Below are 17,712 nucleotides of genomic sequence, written 5' to 3' on the forward strand. Positions count from 1 at the left end.
GGGGAATGTATGAAATGGCTCGTACTTGGGTTTTTATTACTCAATTCTGCTTGGGCAGAAAATTCTAAGATCATCCCCGTCTTTATTGAAGCGACAAATCTTTATCTTGAAAGTAATCAGACGTCAGATGAGAGTTTGTATCTCAGGCCAGACATAAGGGCCGCCTTGAAAGTGTTGGAAGACCATGATGTTGATCCAATCATCCTGGACAAGCGTGTCCCTAAGGAAAGAATCAATTATCCATTACGCTCAGACGATAAATACGACCATTGGATTAAAAGACCAGTCAAACGCAAAGTAGAAGTTCCTGAGATGGCCATGCAAGCTTTCAAAATGAAAGTGATTGAAGAAAGTGATGGCTGGTTTAAGGACGATATTTATGCTTATTTCTTTGTAACTGACGGAGTGATTCCGACGGGCAAGGTGACTTCAATTTACAAGGGAGTGGGCCAGGGCGATAGTTTCTTTTTTAACGAAATTGATCGCGCGATTTTTCCTTTGATTGGAGTGCCGGCCAAGCGTCCTGAAAATCATCTCATTATCGATTATGGAATCATGGAATCTGATGGTGATGACATCAAAGAAATGCAAAAGATTTCATCCATCATCATTGATCTGGCCATTGCTGTTTATGCCAGTCGCGATCCGCAGAACGCACAGGTCATCATTAAGCTTCGTAAGGAGATCAAAGCACTGACTGAACTTTTACTCTCACTGAATAATGATGATCGTCAGGCGACAGGCACACTTGCCTTTAAAGCAGAGGAGCTTGCGGAGATTTTAAGTCGCGAAAGTTATGTAGAAATTAAACAGACCCATAAAAGCACACACCCAGTGAATACATGGGAATATGAATTATCTTTTAGACTTTTAAGGAAATAGAATGACCACTTCTCACTGGTTACGACAGCACTCATTTCGCACACCCGACATTACGACGGACGTCCTCATTGTTGGAGGAGGATATGTTGGTCTTTCAACTGCCTATTGGCTGACGGAAATGCGTCCGGACCTAAAAATCACGGTCCTTGAAAGAAATCAGTGTGGTGCTGGAGCGAGTGGGAGAAATGCTGGTTTCCTTACTAAAGGAAGCGCTTCTTTTTTTAAAAGTCTGACTCAGAAGTGGGGAGTTGAAAAAGCACAATCTATTTATAACTTTGCTGAGGAATCATTAGAGTTAGTTCATCAACATATTCTTAGGGCCTCGCCTGAAATTAAATTTGAACGCTCATCATCCGTGACCCTTTTTCAAAATGAAAAACAGTTTCAAGAGTGGGGAACGAAAGAATTTAATCCGACAGATTTTAAATTTGAATGGCGCGAGCAAGAAAAACTCCCAGTACCGCTTCAGGCAAAGTTCTTCGGAGCCTTTGAAAATGCTCCTGAATATAAAATCAATCCGATGCAGTTATTAGGGTCGATTAAAAAGCTCCTCGAAGTACGTAAAGTTCAGATTATAGAAAATGTCTCTGCATTTGAACTCACTCCAGAAGGTGTTCAAACAGAGGTCAATACGATTAAGGCAAAACAAATTGTTCTTGCCCTCAATGGTTACTTCCCTCAGTTCAGCTCGATCTTTAAGGACGTGATCGTTCCTCGTCGTGCTCAAATGCTCGCCGTGGAGATTGAGGACGAGTTTAATTGTCCGGGACTTCACTATGACCCACCTGAGCGTGTTTACTGGCGTAAAACACAGGACAAGGTCCTCGTTATCGGAGGGAAACGTTTGCTTGATGAACAAGGTGAGACAGGTGACTTTGAGAAGATCTCTCCTGTGATTCAAAGAGGCCTTGAACAGTATCTAAAAGAGCAATTAAATTTAAAATATAAAGTGATTCATCGCTGGTCGGGCACTATGGGTTTCACTGATCATGAACTGCCACTCATCGCAAAAGCTTCGGCACCAACTGAAACTTTTATTGTAGGTGGATTTAGTGGTCATGGAATGGGACTAGGATTCCGTTCCGCTATGGATGTCGCAGAACTAGTGACTAGACAAAAGAGTGAGTCCTTCTTCGGGGCCTTTAAAAAAGTTGATTTTAAACTATGAGAAAAACCACCATCGTGCTGGCCGTTCTAGTTGCCGGCTTTGCCTTTTTAACTGTCTGGACCTGGAAGAAACTAAATTTCGCTCCTGTCTCAGAAACCACGTTAAGACTTTCCCTTGATAACGTCGTGGAGAGTCTGGATCCTGCGAAGTCTTATAGTGACGATTCACTTTTGGTTTCTGCCCAAGTGTTAGAACCTCTTTATCAGTATCACTATCTTAAACGTCCTTATGAAATTCAACCTTTGGTGGCAGATGGGCTTCCGCAAATCTTGAATAAGGGAAAACTTGTTCAGGTAAAAATTAAAAAAGGGATTTTCTTCCATCCTCACGCGGCCTTTGCGAAACCAAGAGAACTGGAAGCAAAAGATTTTGTGACTCAGTTTAAACGGATGGCCCTGAATGAATTGAAAAGTCCTGGCCGTGGTTTGTTTGTCGGGCTTATCGAAGGTTTTGATGGTTATAACGATTTAGTCGGTGGAGATTGGCAAAAAATTGAGACGGTTCCTCTAAAAGGAATTGAAGTTAAAGATAAACACACCCTAATTATTCATTTAACGAAGTCTGAACCCAACATCATCTATTATTTGGCACTTAATTTCTTGAGCCCGGTTCCTTGGGAACTGGTTCAACATACAAAGAACAATCTAGACCATACCTTGATCGGAACAGGACCTTATCGTTTTAAAGGTTATAATGGACAATATTTTGATCTAGAAAGATTTAGAAATTATCGAGAAGATTTTTATCCAACCTCTGGTGACCGTTACGCCAATGTTCAAAATCTTTTGAATTCTTCTAAAGAAAAGATTCCTTTTATTGATAACGTAAAGTTTTACATCACTACGGCCGAGAACGATACTTGGCAGAAGTTTTTCAATCACGAGATTGATCTTTTAACAGTGCCGAAAACTTTTATTCCAAGATTGTACGATGCAAACGGAGAGTTAAATCCGGAGATCAAGAAAAACGGAGTAGAGCTTAAGCACTTTCCGATTCTCGCCAATCGTTGGTTGGCCTTCAATATGAAGGACCCTCTGGTTGGGAAAAATGAATTTCTTCGTCGGGCCATCGCTTATTCGATCAATTATGAGGACTACATTCAGGTCATTTCTCAAAACACGAATTTAAGAGCAAATTCGATTCTTGTTCCAGGTATTGCTGGTTATCTGCCGGCCAAAGACTTCCGTTTTAAACACGATCCTGCTCTTGCTAAAGAGTATTTGAAAATGGCGGGCTTCACAGAGAAGAACATGCCGACAATCGTTTATTCGACCAGAGGAAACCAAGGAATCAATATTCTTGAGGCCGATCTTATTAAGTCGCAGCTGGAAAAAATTGGTCTTAAAGTTGAGATTCAAGTTCTTCCGTTCTCTGATTTTTTGAGAAAAGGCAGAGCAGGTGAATTGATGTTTTTCACTGACAACTGGTTATTTGATTATCCGGATGCTGAAAATATTCTACAACTTTTAGTTTCGACGAATTTTCCGGGTGTGAACAAGTCGGCCTATAACAATGCTGAGATTGATGAGCTTTATCAGCGTCTGAAAGAAACGATGAACCCGGATCAAAAAGATAAAATTGTGCATCAGATGGAAGAGATTATTTTCCAGGATCTGCCATGGATCCCGATGATGTATGAGAGTTCGTTTGTTCTTCAATATCCGGAAATTAAAAACTTCCGCAAATCTTCAATCATCAGGAACTATGTTAAATATTTAAAAATTGAGAAGTAATTATGAAAAACTCCGTCCCGACTTTGGAAGAAAGAAAACTCAAACTCGAAAGACTTAAGAAAGTCATTTTAAAGAAAGAGGTTCTGATCAACAAGGCCCTGATGGATGATCTGGGTAAATCTCATTTTGAAACTTATTTAACTGAAGTCGGGTTTATCATTGAAGAGATCAGCTTCGTCGTAAAGAATTTAGAGAATTGGGCGAAACCAAGAAGGGTCTCTACGCCGATGAATCTGTTTCCGGCCAAGAGTTACATTCATCCTTCTCCTTATGGCGAAGTCTTGATCATGTCACCATGGAACTATCCATTCCAGCTTTGTATCGGTCCAATGATTGGAGCTCTGGCAGCGGGCAATAGAGTGGTGCTGAAGCCCTCTGAGTTTGCTCCCCATACGGCCCGTGTCGTTCGTGAAGTGATTGAAGAGACCTATAAACCCAATGAAGTGAAAATAGTTGAAGGTGGCGTTTCTGAGACACAGGAACTTTTGAAGCAAAAGTTTGATTATATTTTCTTCACTGGCAGCACGCCTGTTGGAAAGATTGTGATGAAGGCCGCGGCGGAGCATCTGACTCCGTTGACTCTGGAATTAGGTGGCAAGAGCCCCTGTCTAATTGAAGAGAGTGCCAATATTGATCTCGCCGCTAAACGCTGTGCTTGGGGAAAATTTTTAAATGCTGGTCAGACCTGTGTGGCACCAGATTATGTTCTTGTGCCCAAAAAATATCAGCATGATTTCATTGATCGTTTAAATTTCCATTTAAAGAATTTCTATGGAGACAGTCCAGCGGGCTCTCCTGATTACCCTCGTATCGTGAATGAAAAACACTTTGATCGTTTAGAGCAGCTTTTAATCCCTGCCAAGATTGCAATTGGCGGTGAAACAAGTCGTGAGAACAAGTTTATTTCTCCTACTGTGATGAAGGATGTCTCGTGGTCAGATGAGGTCATGCAAGACGAGATCTTCGGTCCCATTCTTCCTGTGATTCCTTATGAGGATCTGGATGAGGCCTTGGAGGAAGTGGCGAAACATTCTAAGCCTCTGGCCTTCTACGTATTCAGCGAAAACTCCAAGAAGGCCGAAAAGATCATGCAGGACATGTCTTTTGGAGGCGGCTGTATCAATGACACCATCATGCATTTGGGAAATCCGAATCTGCCTTTTGGGGGAGTGGGTGCGAGTGGAATGGGAAGCTATCACGGGCAGAGAAGCTTTGAGACCTTTTCTCACATGAAGTCTGTTCTGGTTCAAAAAACAAAGGTGGATATCCCGCTCCGATACCCACCTTATAATGGAAAACTGAGCTGGCTTAAAATGTTTCTTCGATAAAAGTTACAGATTAAAGCTTGTAGCTGGCGTCATACATGGGCATAGGTGCCGGCTTAGACCAGCTGGCAATTTCACGAGATGGCGTCGGTGACTTCATATAGGCATGGTGAACCGCCAGGAAAGAGCAGAAGGCGAAAACGAAGGCCCAAGTACAGAAGTCTGTGAATTTCCAAGACATAAGTGACCCCTTTGTCATAGTCCCTATCTTCTTCGGAATAAACTTCTAAAAAGTTGAGCCACCGTTCCGATTATTACTTTAAAATTAGTAGGTTAGAGGTTTAATCCCTGTTGCTAGAAAGGGCAGTGCTAGATTATGATTAGGCTTCAAACTGTTTAAAAAGGTTCTCCTCAGTGAAAGTGATTTTTCTCTTTCTGTTCTTTACTCTGGGATTCGTTCCGGGTGCCTACTCTCAACTTTTAAAAGAAAAAGTCCTGATTGGCCGAATTGAGTGGGTCGAATTGCCAGATCTGAAAGTAAAACACAAAGCTCGCATCGATACTGGTGCAAAGACAACATCACTGCATGCAGTGAACATTGAAGAAGTTGAACAGAGAGGAGAACTCTTTGTGAAATTTCAAACCGTGGACTCAGAAGGGAAAACTGTCGACCTTCTTCGCAAAGTAGATTCTACTCAAAAAGTTTCCAATACATCAGGCTTCATCACGAAACGTTACGTAATCAAAGAAAAAATCAAGATGGGTAACATTGAAAGAGAAGTATCGGTCAACCTCAATGACCGTACAAAGATGGATTATAAATTCCTGGTAGGAAGAAATTTGCTTTTGGGACGCTTCATTGTTGATGTGGCCCGCTCACACGTCCTAGGTGATTAATCCAATGAAAAAATTTGTCGTCTTTATTACGGCCTTTCTTATTATCTTTCCGATCGGCGTTCTGTTCTATAAGTCTCAGGTGCTAAACCTTTCGCTTATCCCTCAGATGGTTGATGATGTGTGGAACTTCCACTTGACCGTTAGGCCGAAGGGAGATGCTACAACGTTTTCTTTCCCGATTCCTAAATCCGGGCCTGGAATGAAGATCTCTGATGAGAAAGTTCGTTCAAAAGATCTCGGCATTTTCATTGATAGCAATTCAGATTCTAATCTTGCTACCTGGACCTCAAAAGATTCAGTGAAAAGACGAGTTTCTTATTCAGCAAGAGTTGATCTAAAGCCACTTAAGTATAAGAACATTCCCAAAGACTACACTGAGACCTATCCAAAAGGTCTGGAGAAGTATTTAAAAGTTCCTGAACTTCTTCCGGAAGACGAAGAGGCCATTGCAACTCTTGAAACGGCCATTCTTGAAGGCAGTGAAGACAAGACCAGCTTAGTACGTAAGATTTACTACTATGTAGAAGAAGAGATTCAGCGTAACACTGATATCAAAACCATTCACGAAACACTTAATACTGGTAAAGGCTCTCCACTGATTAAGGCTCGTCTCTTTAACGTGATGGTGAAGCGTAAAGGTGTTCCGGCACGTATCGTGGTCATGATTAAAATGCCTGAGATGAAGCAGAAGGTTGAAGAAACCAAGCTTCGTTTCACTTTCGCGAACGAAGTGTTCCTGGCAAATAAATGGATTCCGATTGATACGAACCGTGGCTACTTTGGTGAGCGTCCGGATAATTTCCTGGTCCTTCACCACAACTATGAAGAGATTGAGAAAATTGTTAACAAACGTAAGGTAAGTTATTCGATTCAAGCCGAGCGTGCTCGCATCAATCGTTTCAACAAAGCTGAGTTTAAGAAAGAAGTGATTCGTTCTGATTCAATCTTCTCTAAAATCAGTCTTTATCGTCTGCCGCTTCCGGTTCAGACCATGTTCACGACCATTCTTCTTATCCCTCTTGGAACATTAGTATTGGCCCTGGCGAGAAATATCATTGGTATTCCGACCTTCGGTATTTTCACACCGATCCTTCTGACGCTCTTTTTCAAAGAGACATCATTCAGTTTTGGACTTCTGTTCTTCTTCACTGTTGTTGTAGTTGGGATTGGAGAGCGTTACGTCCTGGATAAGTTTTATCTTCTGGCAGTGCCAAGACTTTCGATTATTCTGACTCTTATTATTATGCTGATGATTTGGTACGCGTTCTTTAGCGTGGATCTCACAACAGCAAGTCAAAAACACCTGGCCTTCTTCCCAATTGTTATTGTGACCACGATTATCGAACGGTTGTCGATCATGATCACGGAAGATGGAATTGTGAATACGCTTAAGACCCTACTGGGAACACTGGTTATTGTTATCCTGGTTTACTCATTGTTCTTTATCCCGACTCTGGAAATGTTCATGTTCACAAACCCTGAACTTCTTCTTTCTATCATCGGTGTACAGATTTTAATTGGTAAGTATAAGGGCTACAGAATTTCTGAGTTCCTGCGTTTCCGCGATTTAGTTCGTCAGAAGAAAAAACTTCAGAGTGGTGCTCATGATCTTCCGTAATCTTAAGGAAATGGGCATTCTCGGAATTAACAACCGAGTTGGCCGCTATATCCTGAGACATAATCCACGTAAGAACTATCCACTAGTGGATAACAAGGTTCTGACTGCTCAAAGAGCAGAAGCCTGGGGGATTGCGACTCCTGAAAACTACATGGTGGTGGAGAATTATGGCTCTCTGAAGAACCTGCATTTGAAACTTCAGCAATACGAATCTTTCGTGATTAAGCCGGCCAATGGTTCGCAAGGTAATGGAATCATCGTTTTCAAAGAGATCATTAAAGAAGAGAAGAACGGCGAGACACATATCTATTGTCGTCGCTCGAATGATAAGCTCATGGACATCGAAGAGGTGAAACACCACATCTCGGGTATTCTCTCAGGTCTTTATTCTCTTTCTGGTCACAGTGATACGGCCATCATTCAGGCCAAGATTGATAAGCATCCCATCTTCGATCAATATTCATACGGTGGTATTCCTGATATTCGCGTAATTGTGTTTGAAGGTTTTCCTGTGATGAGCATGGTTCGTCTTCCGACGAAATCATCTGATGGAAAAGCAAATCTTCACCAAGGTGCAATCGGTGCTGGACTGAATCTTTCTAATGGCTGGACCAACAATGCGGTGATTAGAAATCAAGTGGTGGACACACATCCAGATACTGGTCATCAGTTGATGGGACTTAAACTTCCTTTCTGGCCTGAAATCCTTGAACTCGCGGCCCGTTGTTATGACATGGTGGAGTTAGGTTACTTAGGTGCAGATATTGTTCTCACACCTGATCGTGGGCCAATTCTTTTGGAGCTCAATGCTCGTCCTGGTCTAGGAATTCAGATCGCAAATCTTGCCGGACTGGTTCCTCGATTAGAGAAAATCCGTTTAGAAGCTCCTAAGAATTTGCTCGCCAAAGAGCGAGCAGAATTTTCGATGAAGCATTTTTAGGCTTAAGATTTATTAAAAATACCTCTTTTATTTCAGTCGGTTATCTCTTTAATCCAATGATAGTAATTAAAATTCTCTTAATCTAAATTATCTTCCTTAACAATCCGATAAGTCCTTTAAGAATTCAGCTGGATAACAAGCTAATCATTATGGACCTAGTGAAGATTATTTTAAAAACTCTCTCCAGTTATCGCATGGAACAGCGATCTGATGACTTGTGCTTTTTAAAAGAACACGTCAAAGGAAAGAACCATGCTTAAGAATTCACTCTATGTTGGTGTAGCTCTTATGGCGGCCTTTCTTATTCGAGTGGCCTCGGTGCAATTGTCTGCAGATAAGCCAGCAGTAGAAGAAGATGAAGTAGAAGTTCAAATCACTCCAAGGAAAGTTAAAAAACGTAGACCCGCTTCAGTTGATGTTCCAAAACCAAAAATGCAACCACAGCATGAGAGGAACGAGCGTCCTCGCATGATTCAGCATTTCGAACCGCGTGCTGAAGAGCCAGTGGAAGAAGAGAAGATGGTTGTTGGTGGAGGACAAGAAGAAGCTTATTCAGGAGCTCCATTATCAGTTGGTTCATATAGTGCTGATGCTTCGTATGTTCCGTCTAGTAGAAGCGGGGGCGGAAGTAGAAGTGTTGCTACTGGGTCGAGAGTGGGAAGTGTGTCGAATGCGCCTACGACTTCAGGATCCAAGTCAGGTGGAAGTATTACGGGAGGAGGAGTTGGTTTAACCGGAAGTATGAGTTTCAGCCAAGGTGGTTGGGGCCCTACACCTACAGTTACAACTGGCTCAACATCTAGTGGTTCAACTTCTGGATCAACAACAGCGGGAACGAGTGGAACTACAACCGCTGGAACAACTGGAACAACAACATCTGATACATCAAGCGGATCATCATCTGGTTCTGGATCAGGAACATCATCTTCAGGATCATCTGGTTCAGGTACTTCAACTGGAACAACAGGGACAACCGGAACAACAGGAACAACAGGGACATCAGGAACAACTGGTACGACCACTAGTGGAACTACAACTACAGGTGGAACAACGACAAGTGGGACAACAACGACTGGCGGAACTACAACCACAGGCGTTGCAGGTGGATGGGTGACTGTGGCCGGTGCATCCGCAGGTGCAACTGCAGGAACATCAACTGGTACAACAACTTCAGGAACTCCTCCAACTTCTCTAACTTGTTCTGCTGTTTCTGCTGGCGGTAGTTATAGTAATCCTGTTTCTGTAGCTCTCTCATGTGATGGTCCAGCAGATATTTATTATTGTATAACGAATGGTCCATGTAATCCTGGCCCAGTTTGTGATCCGACTTCTGGGGGAACTTTATATTCATCTCCAATCGCCATTGGTGCAACAGATGGAACTTCTTGTTTAAGTTTTTATGGAGAATCAACCGGTACTGCACTTGATTCACATATCCAAGATGAGAACTACGTCGTCAGTAATACTTTTCCACATCTTGATGTTACTCATGCACAAACTTGGTATCAGACAACAGAATTGGCCCAAGTTTCCATTGCAAGTAATGACTTCGGTAAAACTGGTTATGGAGTTGGAGTCATTAATACGAGATCTCATGATCCGGGCCCTGCTGACATGAATATGACATGTGCAGAAATTGTTGAAACAACTTATGTGTCATATCCTGCACCTCAACCTTTCGATATTCTGGCCTGGTTTGTAACTGCAGGTGTTTCAAGTTCAAGTCAGGTTGATGTTCCTCTCATCTTCGCTGATGCTGCTCCTGATTTAGATTATGGTGATAACTTTATTACGACTTATATTAAGAACACGAATAATGCAGCACCATTGTATTCTTGTCAGACAACGAAATTGCATTTGGAAGACTTTGATTATTTCCAAGCTGATAGTTCCCATGGAGAAGCTGGAACTCAATACGTAAGAGAATTCTCAGGTGGATTCACGGCCTATGGATTCTTTGAACCAGAGCTAGATGATCCGGTTCCTGTTCGAGGGCCTGCAGGTGAAAGTACTGAGGAAAATTCGGGGGAAAAACTCGAAAGTGGCCTCTTCAGTATTTTTTATTAATCTTAAAATTGTTTAAAAAATCTTAAAAAATTGCCGATAAGAAGTATGGGGGAAGCTCCATACTTTCGGTGATTTATGCGAAAACAGTTTTTAAAAAAACTTATATTTGGCCTTGTGATTAGTATCACAAGCAGCTTCGCACTCGCTGAATCGTTAAGTTATTCAGGTCGACTTGTTAATGCCAATGGTTCACCTGTAACTGGACCTGTTGATTTAAAGTTTGAATTAGCAAGCACGGCCGACACATCCACCATCCTTTGCTCACAACAAATTACCAACGTGACACTCGCGAATGGTGTGTTTCATGTGAAGTTGGATTTCAATTGTGGAGCTTCAACAATTTCACAAGTTCTCGGTGCAATTGTTGCTCCTGATTCTGCCGCCATTCGTGTGACCAATGAGACCGCCAGCAAAGTGTATTCGTTTCAATCATTGCATTCAGTGCCTTCGGCCCAAATCGCTCACGGTCTTTCAAAATTAAACGCGAACAATAACGAAGTTCTCACCTGGACAGGATCGAAGTGGGAACCAAAACCGATTGTTGGTGCCACTGGTGGAACAGTGACTGATATCACTGCTGGGTCTGGATTATCTGGCGGCACCATCACGAATTCTGGAACAATCGCTATCGCCAATGGTGGCGTGATTGATACACATCTCGCAGGAAATATCGCTCGAACGAAACTCGCCAATGGCACAGCAAACTATGTTCTTGTGAACAATGCTTCAGGAGTGATGAGTGAAGTGGCGCAACTTCCTCTGGCAAGTGGTGGTACTGGCTCTTCGACTGCGGCCGGTGCGCGTACGAATTTAGGACTTGGAACGGCGGCGATCGCAGATATTGGTTACGGAGTAGGACAAGTCATGCCGGGCGAAGTTCCTATTTGTCTTGCTCATCAAAAACTTCAGATGAATTTAGGGCCAACGTTCTGGTCTTGTGTGAATGATAATGATTCTCTCGATGGGACGAAGCTACCGCTCTCAGGTGGATCAATGACGGGCGCGATTGATATGAACGGCAATCGCATTTTGGGGGTAAGTTCTCCTACGAATCCTGGTGATGCTGCTAACAAGGCCTATGTGGATGGTCTGATTGGAGGCGCCTCTCAATGGACCACATCTGGTTCAGATATTTATTACAACTCAGGCAAAGTTGGAATCGGGACAAATGCACCTTCTCATTTATTACACGTAACAAGTTCAACGACTAATAGTGGTGCTTCCTTTAATGCGGCCACTGGTTTTAATGCCTATGTGGATTTTGCTGAAAATGGAGTTCGCAAGGCCAACATCTATTTGAAGGGGAGTGACGATTCCTTACAAATTAATGATCTGGGTTTGAATAATACGGTCATTAACGGTGCCGGTGGAAATGTTGGTGTAGGTAACGCTTCACCGAGTGAAAGACTTGATGTGACTGGGAACATCGCCTTGTCAGGAAAACTCAGACTGAAATCAGATAACGCCAATTATGTTGAACTAAAAGCTCCTAATGCTCTGGTGGCCACACTTGTTTTAAATTTTCCTGGTACGAATGGAACTTCAGGCCAGGCACTTATCACTGATGGTTCAGGAAATCTTTCGTGGGCCACAGTTGCAACAGGTGCGACTGCGGTGGGTGGAGACTTAACTGGAACTGTGACTAACGCTCAAATCGCAGCAGGTGCGATTGTCGATGCTGATATTTCTGCAAGTGCAGCGATTGATCAGTCGAAGATCAATGGCCTATCAACGTCTCTCTCCGGAAAAGAACCAACGATCACGGCAGGAACCACTGCTCAGTATTGGAGAGGGGACAAGAGCTGGCAGACTCTTAATACTGCTGCGGTAGTTGAATCAACGAGTCTTTATTTTACTGAGCCAAGAGTTTTGGGAACTGATCTTGCTGGATACACAGCAACGACTGGTGCCATAACCGCTGCTGATACAGTTCTTTCTGCGATTGAAAAACTAAGTGGAAATTTAGCAGCGACTTCATTGGCCCAAACAAACTATGTATTGAAAGCCGGTGACACAATGAGTGGCGCACTGGCGATGGGAAATAACAAAATTACGGGCCTTGCCACACCAACTGTTGGAACCGATGCTGCGACAATGGCCTATGTGGATTCTAAAGTGGCCGCCGCTCCTGGAGATAATCTCGGTAACCATACGGCCACCACGAACTTAGCTCTAGGAGCGAATAACATTACTGGAGTGGGAAAAATTTCTGTCGCCGATGGTGCCTGGAATGCTCCGACCTATTCATTTACAAGTTCAGCGACTTCTGGTTTTGCATACAGTGGAGGCTCATTAATATTTTCCCATAATGGTTCATTAATAATGAATCTAAGCTCAAGCGCTCTTCAATTAAATGGATCATATGCCGGCTATATTAGAAATGGATCTACTGTTTGGGGGGCCGCTTCACCAACATATACATTTGGTGGTGATACTGACACCGGTATCTTCAACGTTGCAAGTAACATCCTAGGGTTCTCTACGGCCGGTGTTGAAAGAATGCGATTTCTATCATCAGGTGAAATGGCCCTTGGTAAAACAACCGCCAACGGACTATTGGATGTGGCAGGAAATATTGCTCTAGATGGTACACTCCGATTGAAGTCCGACAACGCCAATTACGTTGAACTTAAAGCTCCAGCTTCTCTTGCATCAACTTTGACTTATACATTTCCTGGAACCGCTGGTACTGCTGGTTATGCTCTCACCACAAATGGTGCCGGCGTATTGTCCTGGAGTGCCGTTGCAACAACTGCTTCAACAGTTGGTGGCGATTTATCAGGCACCATTGCCAATGCTCAGATCGTGGCAGATGCTGTTACGACCGCTGAAATTCTGGACGGTACAATTGCAAATGCTGATATCGCTAACGGGACCATTGCTTACGGAAAACTTAATCTCGCCGATGGTGACATCCCACAAGCGAAAGTGAACGGACTTGTGACCGCACTTGCCGGCAAAGAACCGACGATTACGGCCGGAACAACTGCTCAGTATTGGCGTGGAGATAAAACCTGGCAATCGCTTATCACCACGAACGTTCCAGAAGGAACGAATCTCTATTTTACTCAACCGAGAGTATTGGCCTCTCTGATGAGTGGCTATGCGACTGGCTCAGCACTTCCCATTAATACGACAGATACTGTTAGTCAGGCCTTTGGAAAATTAGAGGCCCAGATTATTGCCAACAATACAACGTTTAATAACTCCGGAGTTTGGAGTAAAAACGCGGCGAATGTTTATTACAGTGCTGGAAACGTCGGAATTGGTACATCAGCTCCGACCTATCCATTACAAGTGGTAACGACTACTGCAACACCAGTCTTACTACAAAGTTCAAGTACCAGTTATACAAACATGCAAATAAATAACTCATCCTCTGCCAAGGGCTGGAACTTATTAACTGTTGGTAGTGCTGGAGGTGTATATGGTGCTGCCGGTTCATTTACTATTGATGAGGCCAGCGGTGGAGGAAGATTTACAATCATTCCAGGAGGAAATGTTGGTATTGGAACTGTAACTCCTTCAGTGGCATTGGAAGTTAATGGAGATATTATGGCAACCGGCGGATCTACTGCGCTTTCTTTGAAGGCCGGGGCCACCGATGATCACACTTATCTTTCTTTCTTTGCTCGCTCAGCTTCGCCTTTGGTAAGATCTGGTTACCTCGGCTATCCTTCATCTGGCTCCAATCAAATAAACATAATGAATGAAATTGCAACGGGGTCCATCGCTTTAGGTACTAACAGTACAGAGAGAATGAGAATTGATTCAGCAGGTAACGTGGGAATTGGATTAATTTCTCCTGCGGAAAAACTCGAAGTCAGTGGGAATGTCAAGGCCACTGCTTATCTCTATACTTCAGATCGTCGTCTGAAGAAGAACATCAAAACAATTGATGATTCATTGGAAAAAGTTCTGATGTTAAGAGGTGTTGAATTTGATTGGAAAGAATCTGGAAATCACGAATTGGGTTTCATCGCTCAGGAAGTGGAAGAAATTGAGCCTAACTTAGTGGTGACTAATCCTCAGACAGGAATGAAGTCTGTTAAATATGGAAACATCGTTCCCCTTTTAATCGAGGCCATTAAAAAGCAAGAAACCCGCGCCCTGAAAGCTGAAAGAGAAATGGCCTCACTTAAAGAAGAGAACAAAAAGCTAAGAGAAGAAGTAGAACTTATTAAAAAGCATCTTAAAATAAAATAGTCATGTATCAATTATTAATGGCCTCCATTTTGTTTTTTGCTCGGGACGGGTTTGCAGTAGGAACTCCCGATTCTGGCTATGTAGTTCCTTCTGGATCAGCAGTAAGAGTTAATGCGCACGGTACATGTCGACGAGTTACTAATGCTCACGGAAGTTATCATTACTTTATTTCGGCCAAAACATCTCCTGAATGGTCTAGTTTCGTTGCTAGTCCTCCGAGTGGAGTGAGTTTATCTGCTTGCGATGGAACTTATCGCTCTTGTCTTGATCACAAACGAGCTAATCCCGCAGCGACCTCCGGTAAATACACCATTGATCCAGATGGTACCTCCGGTGGCTATCCCGCCATTGATGTTTACTGTGACATGACGACAGATGGTGGAGGTTGGACCTTGGTTTGGTCAAATACCCAAAACGGAACCAATAAACCTGTCACAAATATCAGTTGGACAGGAGCGACTTTAACCACTCCTCTTTGTTCTCAGGCGCAAGGAGCGGGAACAGGTTGCGCCACTTATCTAGGAAATAACAAAGAGGGCTTTAATTATTTTGTTGGCCTTGAATGGTGGAACAGAATCACCGGAAACACCAAAAATACGCAGATGATGTATCAGTGGTCTTCTGGGTATGGTCAGCCGACTGAACAAAGCGCTAAATTTAATTTTAAAAGACTACGTTCTTCCAATTTATATTCTTCCGTTAATAGTAACTATACCATTCTTACTGGGAGTGCTGCCACCGCTGGTATCTATAGCTTTATGGGATTTCCTTTCTCGGCAGCAGATGCAGATAATGATTTGCATTCTATTTCATGCGCGAACAGTTTTACGGGAACACCTTTTTGGTATACCTCCTGTTGGAGTGGAAGCATAAATGGTGGTGGTGAGGCCAGCGGTAATGCTTACTTCAACGGTGCCTATTGGCTTGGATCTGATAAATCATGGGCCACATCAGCTGGAGTAGGTGCAGGTAACGGATGGCTGTTTGTGAGAGAAAATGACTACCTTTCAAACTGCACCGAAATTAAATCTAAATTTCCAAAGGCACCATCGGGATTGTATTGGATCGATGCTGACGGCATGGGCGCGAATAATCCTATTTTAGTAAAATGTGACATGACGACAGATGGCGGTGGATGGACACAGGTATTTAATCAAAAAGCAGATACTGGTGGATACTTTACCAATTCAACTGAAGTGCAATCCTACAACGTTACAAATCCCAATGCTGATCGCTATTCGATTTTGTCCTATTTAGAATCGTTCAGATCTTTTCAGGGTAATTTTACCTTCAAAATTAGTTCACCTAATTCGGCACAAAGAAATATCTGGCGACAGCGAACTAATCCTTATGTCGATCAACCTGTCGCTGGTTATGTTCCTATCACGATTGATATGAGCACCAACGCTTGGGGAGGCCTGGAAAGAAATTGTGGAGTGGGCTGTTCTAATGCATTCATAGACGGTTCCGTAAATAATACCAACTATTGGTATGGGATTGGAACCTATGCGATTTATGGCGGTGTTGGCCTTCCTTATAGTGGCGCCAGCACTCCGATTGTCGTTAATCAGACTCAGCTTTGGGTTCGTGATGATTCTTTCCTTTTGCGTGATCCTCGTGACTGTCAGGAAGTTCTGGAGTACGGCCTTTCAACGGGTAATGGTTTGTATTGGGTTGATCCGAGTCTTTCAGGAACAGCAATGCAAGTCTACTGTGACATGACTACCGATGGAGGTGGATGGACGCTGGTTTTCAATCACAATATCGCCGGTGGATATTTTGTTGATGCCAACGACGCTCTTTCTAAGAACGTGGCCTCACCGACGGCCAACCAATATTCGATTTTAAATCAGCTCGATAATTTCAAGGCGAATGGTCGTTATATTTTCAAAATCAACTGGCCAGGTTATGCGGGTAGAAATATCTGGGCGCAGACGACGAATCCTACGATTGATCAACCGGCCGCTGGATATGTGCCGCTTGTGATTGATTCAACATCAAATTATTGGAAAGGATTGGAGAAGAACTGTGCCAATGGTTGTACGTCCTCGCTGATGGATGGTTCGGTTAACCATGGTAACTGGTTTTATGCCATTGGCTCAACAGTTGTATGGGGTGGAGGGATTCCGGCCTATGACTCAATTACAGGAACTTCAGGTGTCGGTGTTCCTCATGCTCAACTTTGGACGAGAAGAGCAGAAGGACAATTCACAAAGAGAAGTTGCAAAGAAATTTTGAATGCAGGTCTTTCAATCGGTGATGGGACCTATCTTATTGATCCGGATGGGATCGGTGGCCTACTTCCAATGAATGTCTATTGCGATATGACCACTTCAGGCGGAGGCTGGACTCGTGTGGCCTACTCTAATGGAATTGTGACTGCGACCACAGTACCAGATGATTTCATGGTAAATAAATATTTACCGGCAAACATAAATCAAACAGTCGCGAACTCGGCATCATCTATCAATTCAGAATGGTTTTCTCGTTTGGTGGGAACAACAGATGCAATGTTAAAAGCTCCAGCCTATGGTGGCTCTCCTTACATTGATGTAGGTCTGGGATTGTGGGAATACGACAATGCTCGCTGTACGGGTACTCTTTTGCATACTTCGCGAACCGCGGGCTGCGCGGGACAAGGTGGGAATGATAATTACTCAACTGCTGATATGTTCAATATCGCGTTTGAAGGTGGAGCTCAGGCCATCGTCCCGAACTGGAATAATACCGGGAATGAACTTTGTTATTCCGGCAAAGGGGATTGTTCTTTTGAGTTCTTCTTGAGGTAGTAGGTTCTTCATAAGCAAAAATAAGTGGCAATTTCTGCCTTCTAAGTCCAACTTTGGCCTGCCTTAATCCCAGTCCTTTTAGTCATTTATACGATTTCCCAAATCTCTAATTAAGCACTGATTAAAATTAAAAGGATTCTTTTAATA

General features: G+C 43.1%; 11 protein-coding genes. 10 read left to right on the forward strand and 1 reads right to left on the reverse strand.

All coding sequences use genetic code 11. The features are described 5' to 3' along the window. The first annotated feature begins 9 nt into the window (after window positions 1–9). The 4 genes from ACJVC5_RS08490 to ACJVC5_RS08505 are packed head-to-tail and all read left to right on the forward strand — an operon-like array spanning window position 10 to window position 5,111. On the forward strand, window positions 10–882 hold the full coding sequence (locus tag ACJVC5_RS08490) for a hypothetical protein (protein ID WP_408098942.1): 873 nt from the start codon (window positions 10–12) through the stop codon (window positions 880–882). Window position 883: 1 nt separating this feature from the next. Beyond that, complete coding sequence (locus ACJVC5_RS08495; RefSeq protein WP_408098943.1) at window positions 884–2,050, forward strand: NAD(P)/FAD-dependent oxidoreductase; 1,167 nt, start codon at window positions 884–886, stop codon at window positions 2,048–2,050. Beyond that, window positions 2,047–3,783 carry an ABC transporter substrate-binding protein gene (locus tag ACJVC5_RS08500; protein ID WP_408098944.1) on the forward strand — a complete coding sequence of 579 codons (1,737 nt, stop codon included), beginning with the start codon at window positions 2,047–2,049 and terminating at the stop codon, window positions 3,781–3,783. The genes ACJVC5_RS08495 and ACJVC5_RS08500 overlap by 4 nt, the downstream gene beginning before the upstream one ends. Before the next feature lie 2 nt (window positions 3,784–3,785). Then, window positions 3,786–5,111, forward strand: a complete 1,326-nt coding sequence (locus ACJVC5_RS08505; RefSeq protein ID WP_408098945.1) for an aldehyde dehydrogenase — start codon at window positions 3,786–3,788, stop codon at window positions 5,109–5,111. A 10-nt stretch (window positions 5,112–5,121) separates the two neighbouring features. Here the strand turns inward: ACJVC5_RS08505 and ACJVC5_RS08510 are convergent, their stop codons facing one another. Next, the gene (locus ACJVC5_RS08510) at window positions 5,122–5,289 is read right to left on the reverse strand and encodes a hypothetical protein (RefSeq protein ID WP_408098946.1); all 168 of its coding nucleotides are present in this window, start codon (window positions 5,287–5,289) and stop codon (window positions 5,122–5,124) included. Window positions 5,290–5,462: 173 nt separating this feature from the next. On the opposite strand from ACJVC5_RS08510, the gene ACJVC5_RS08515 reads away from it, so the two are divergent. The 6 genes from ACJVC5_RS08515 (at window position 5,463) to ACJVC5_RS08540 (ending at window position 17,565) form a co-directional block, all read left to right on the forward strand. Continuing rightward, window positions 5,463–5,945: an ATP-dependent zinc protease family protein gene (locus ACJVC5_RS08515; RefSeq protein WP_408098947.1), complete on the forward strand. Its 483-nt coding sequence runs from the start codon at window positions 5,463–5,465 to the stop codon at window positions 5,943–5,945. 4 nt (window positions 5,946–5,949) lie between these two features. Then, a complete protein-coding gene (locus ACJVC5_RS08520) occupies window positions 5,950–7,563 on the forward strand; it encodes a UUP1 family membrane protein (protein WP_408098948.1) in 1,614 nt (537 codons plus the stop codon). Further along, window positions 7,550–8,503 carry an alpha-L-glutamate ligase-like protein gene (locus tag ACJVC5_RS08525; protein WP_408098949.1) on the forward strand — a complete coding sequence of 318 codons (954 nt, stop codon included), beginning with the start codon at window positions 7,550–7,552 and terminating at the stop codon, window positions 8,501–8,503. Before ACJVC5_RS08520 ends, ACJVC5_RS08525 begins: the two co-directional genes overlap by 14 nt. A 252-nt stretch (window positions 8,504–8,755) precedes the next feature. Next, the gene (locus tag ACJVC5_RS08530; protein ID WP_408098950.1) at window positions 8,756–10,570 is read left to right on the forward strand and encodes a chitobiase/beta-hexosaminidase C-terminal domain-containing protein; all 1,815 of its coding nucleotides are present in this window, start codon (window positions 8,756–8,758) and stop codon (window positions 10,568–10,570) included. Between the two features lie 114 nt (window positions 10,571–10,684). Next, window positions 10,685–14,776: a tail fiber domain-containing protein gene (locus ACJVC5_RS08535; protein WP_408098951.1), complete on the forward strand. Its 4,092-nt coding sequence runs from the start codon at window positions 10,685–10,687 to the stop codon at window positions 14,774–14,776. Window positions 14,777–14,778: 2 nt separating this feature from the next. Then, window positions 14,779–17,565: a fibrinogen-like YCDxxxxGGGW domain-containing protein gene (locus ACJVC5_RS08540; RefSeq protein WP_408098952.1), complete on the forward strand. Its 2,787-nt coding sequence runs from the start codon at window positions 14,779–14,781 to the stop codon at window positions 17,563–17,565. Window positions 17,566–17,712 lie beyond the last annotated feature (147 nt).

This window comes from Peredibacter sp. HCB2-198 (assembly GCF_045999315.1).
GTDB lineage: Bacteria > Bdellovibrionota > Bacteriovoracia > Bacteriovoracales > Bacteriovoracaceae > Peredibacter.

Coding starts and splice junctions, on each gene's coding strand:
- ACJVC5_RS08510 (WP_408098946.1), bottom strand. CDS start 5,289: ATGTCTTGGAAATTCACAGACTTCTGTACTTGGGCCTTCGTTTTCGCC.
- ACJVC5_RS08525 (WP_408098949.1), top strand. CDS start 7,550: ATGATCTTCCGTAATCTTAAGGAAATGGGCATTCTCGGAATTAACAAC.
- ACJVC5_RS08540 (WP_408098952.1), top strand. CDS start 14,779: ATGTATCAATTATTAATGGCCTCCATTTTGTTTTTTGCTCGGGACGGG.
- ACJVC5_RS08495 (WP_408098943.1), top strand. CDS start 884: ATGACCACTTCTCACTGGTTACGACAGCACTCATTTCGCACACCCGAC.
- ACJVC5_RS08490 (WP_408098942.1), top strand. CDS start 10: ATGAAATGGCTCGTACTTGGGTTTTTATTACTCAATTCTGCTTGGGCA.
- ACJVC5_RS08500 (WP_408098944.1), top strand. CDS start 2,047: ATGAGAAAAACCACCATCGTGCTGGCCGTTCTAGTTGCCGGCTTTGCC.
- ACJVC5_RS08520 (WP_408098948.1), top strand. CDS start 5,950: ATGAAAAAATTTGTCGTCTTTATTACGGCCTTTCTTATTATCTTTCCG.
- ACJVC5_RS08505 (WP_408098945.1), top strand. CDS start 3,786: ATGAAAAACTCCGTCCCGACTTTGGAAGAAAGAAAACTCAAACTCGAA.
- ACJVC5_RS08530 (WP_408098950.1), top strand. CDS start 8,756: ATGCTTAAGAATTCACTCTATGTTGGTGTAGCTCTTATGGCGGCCTTT.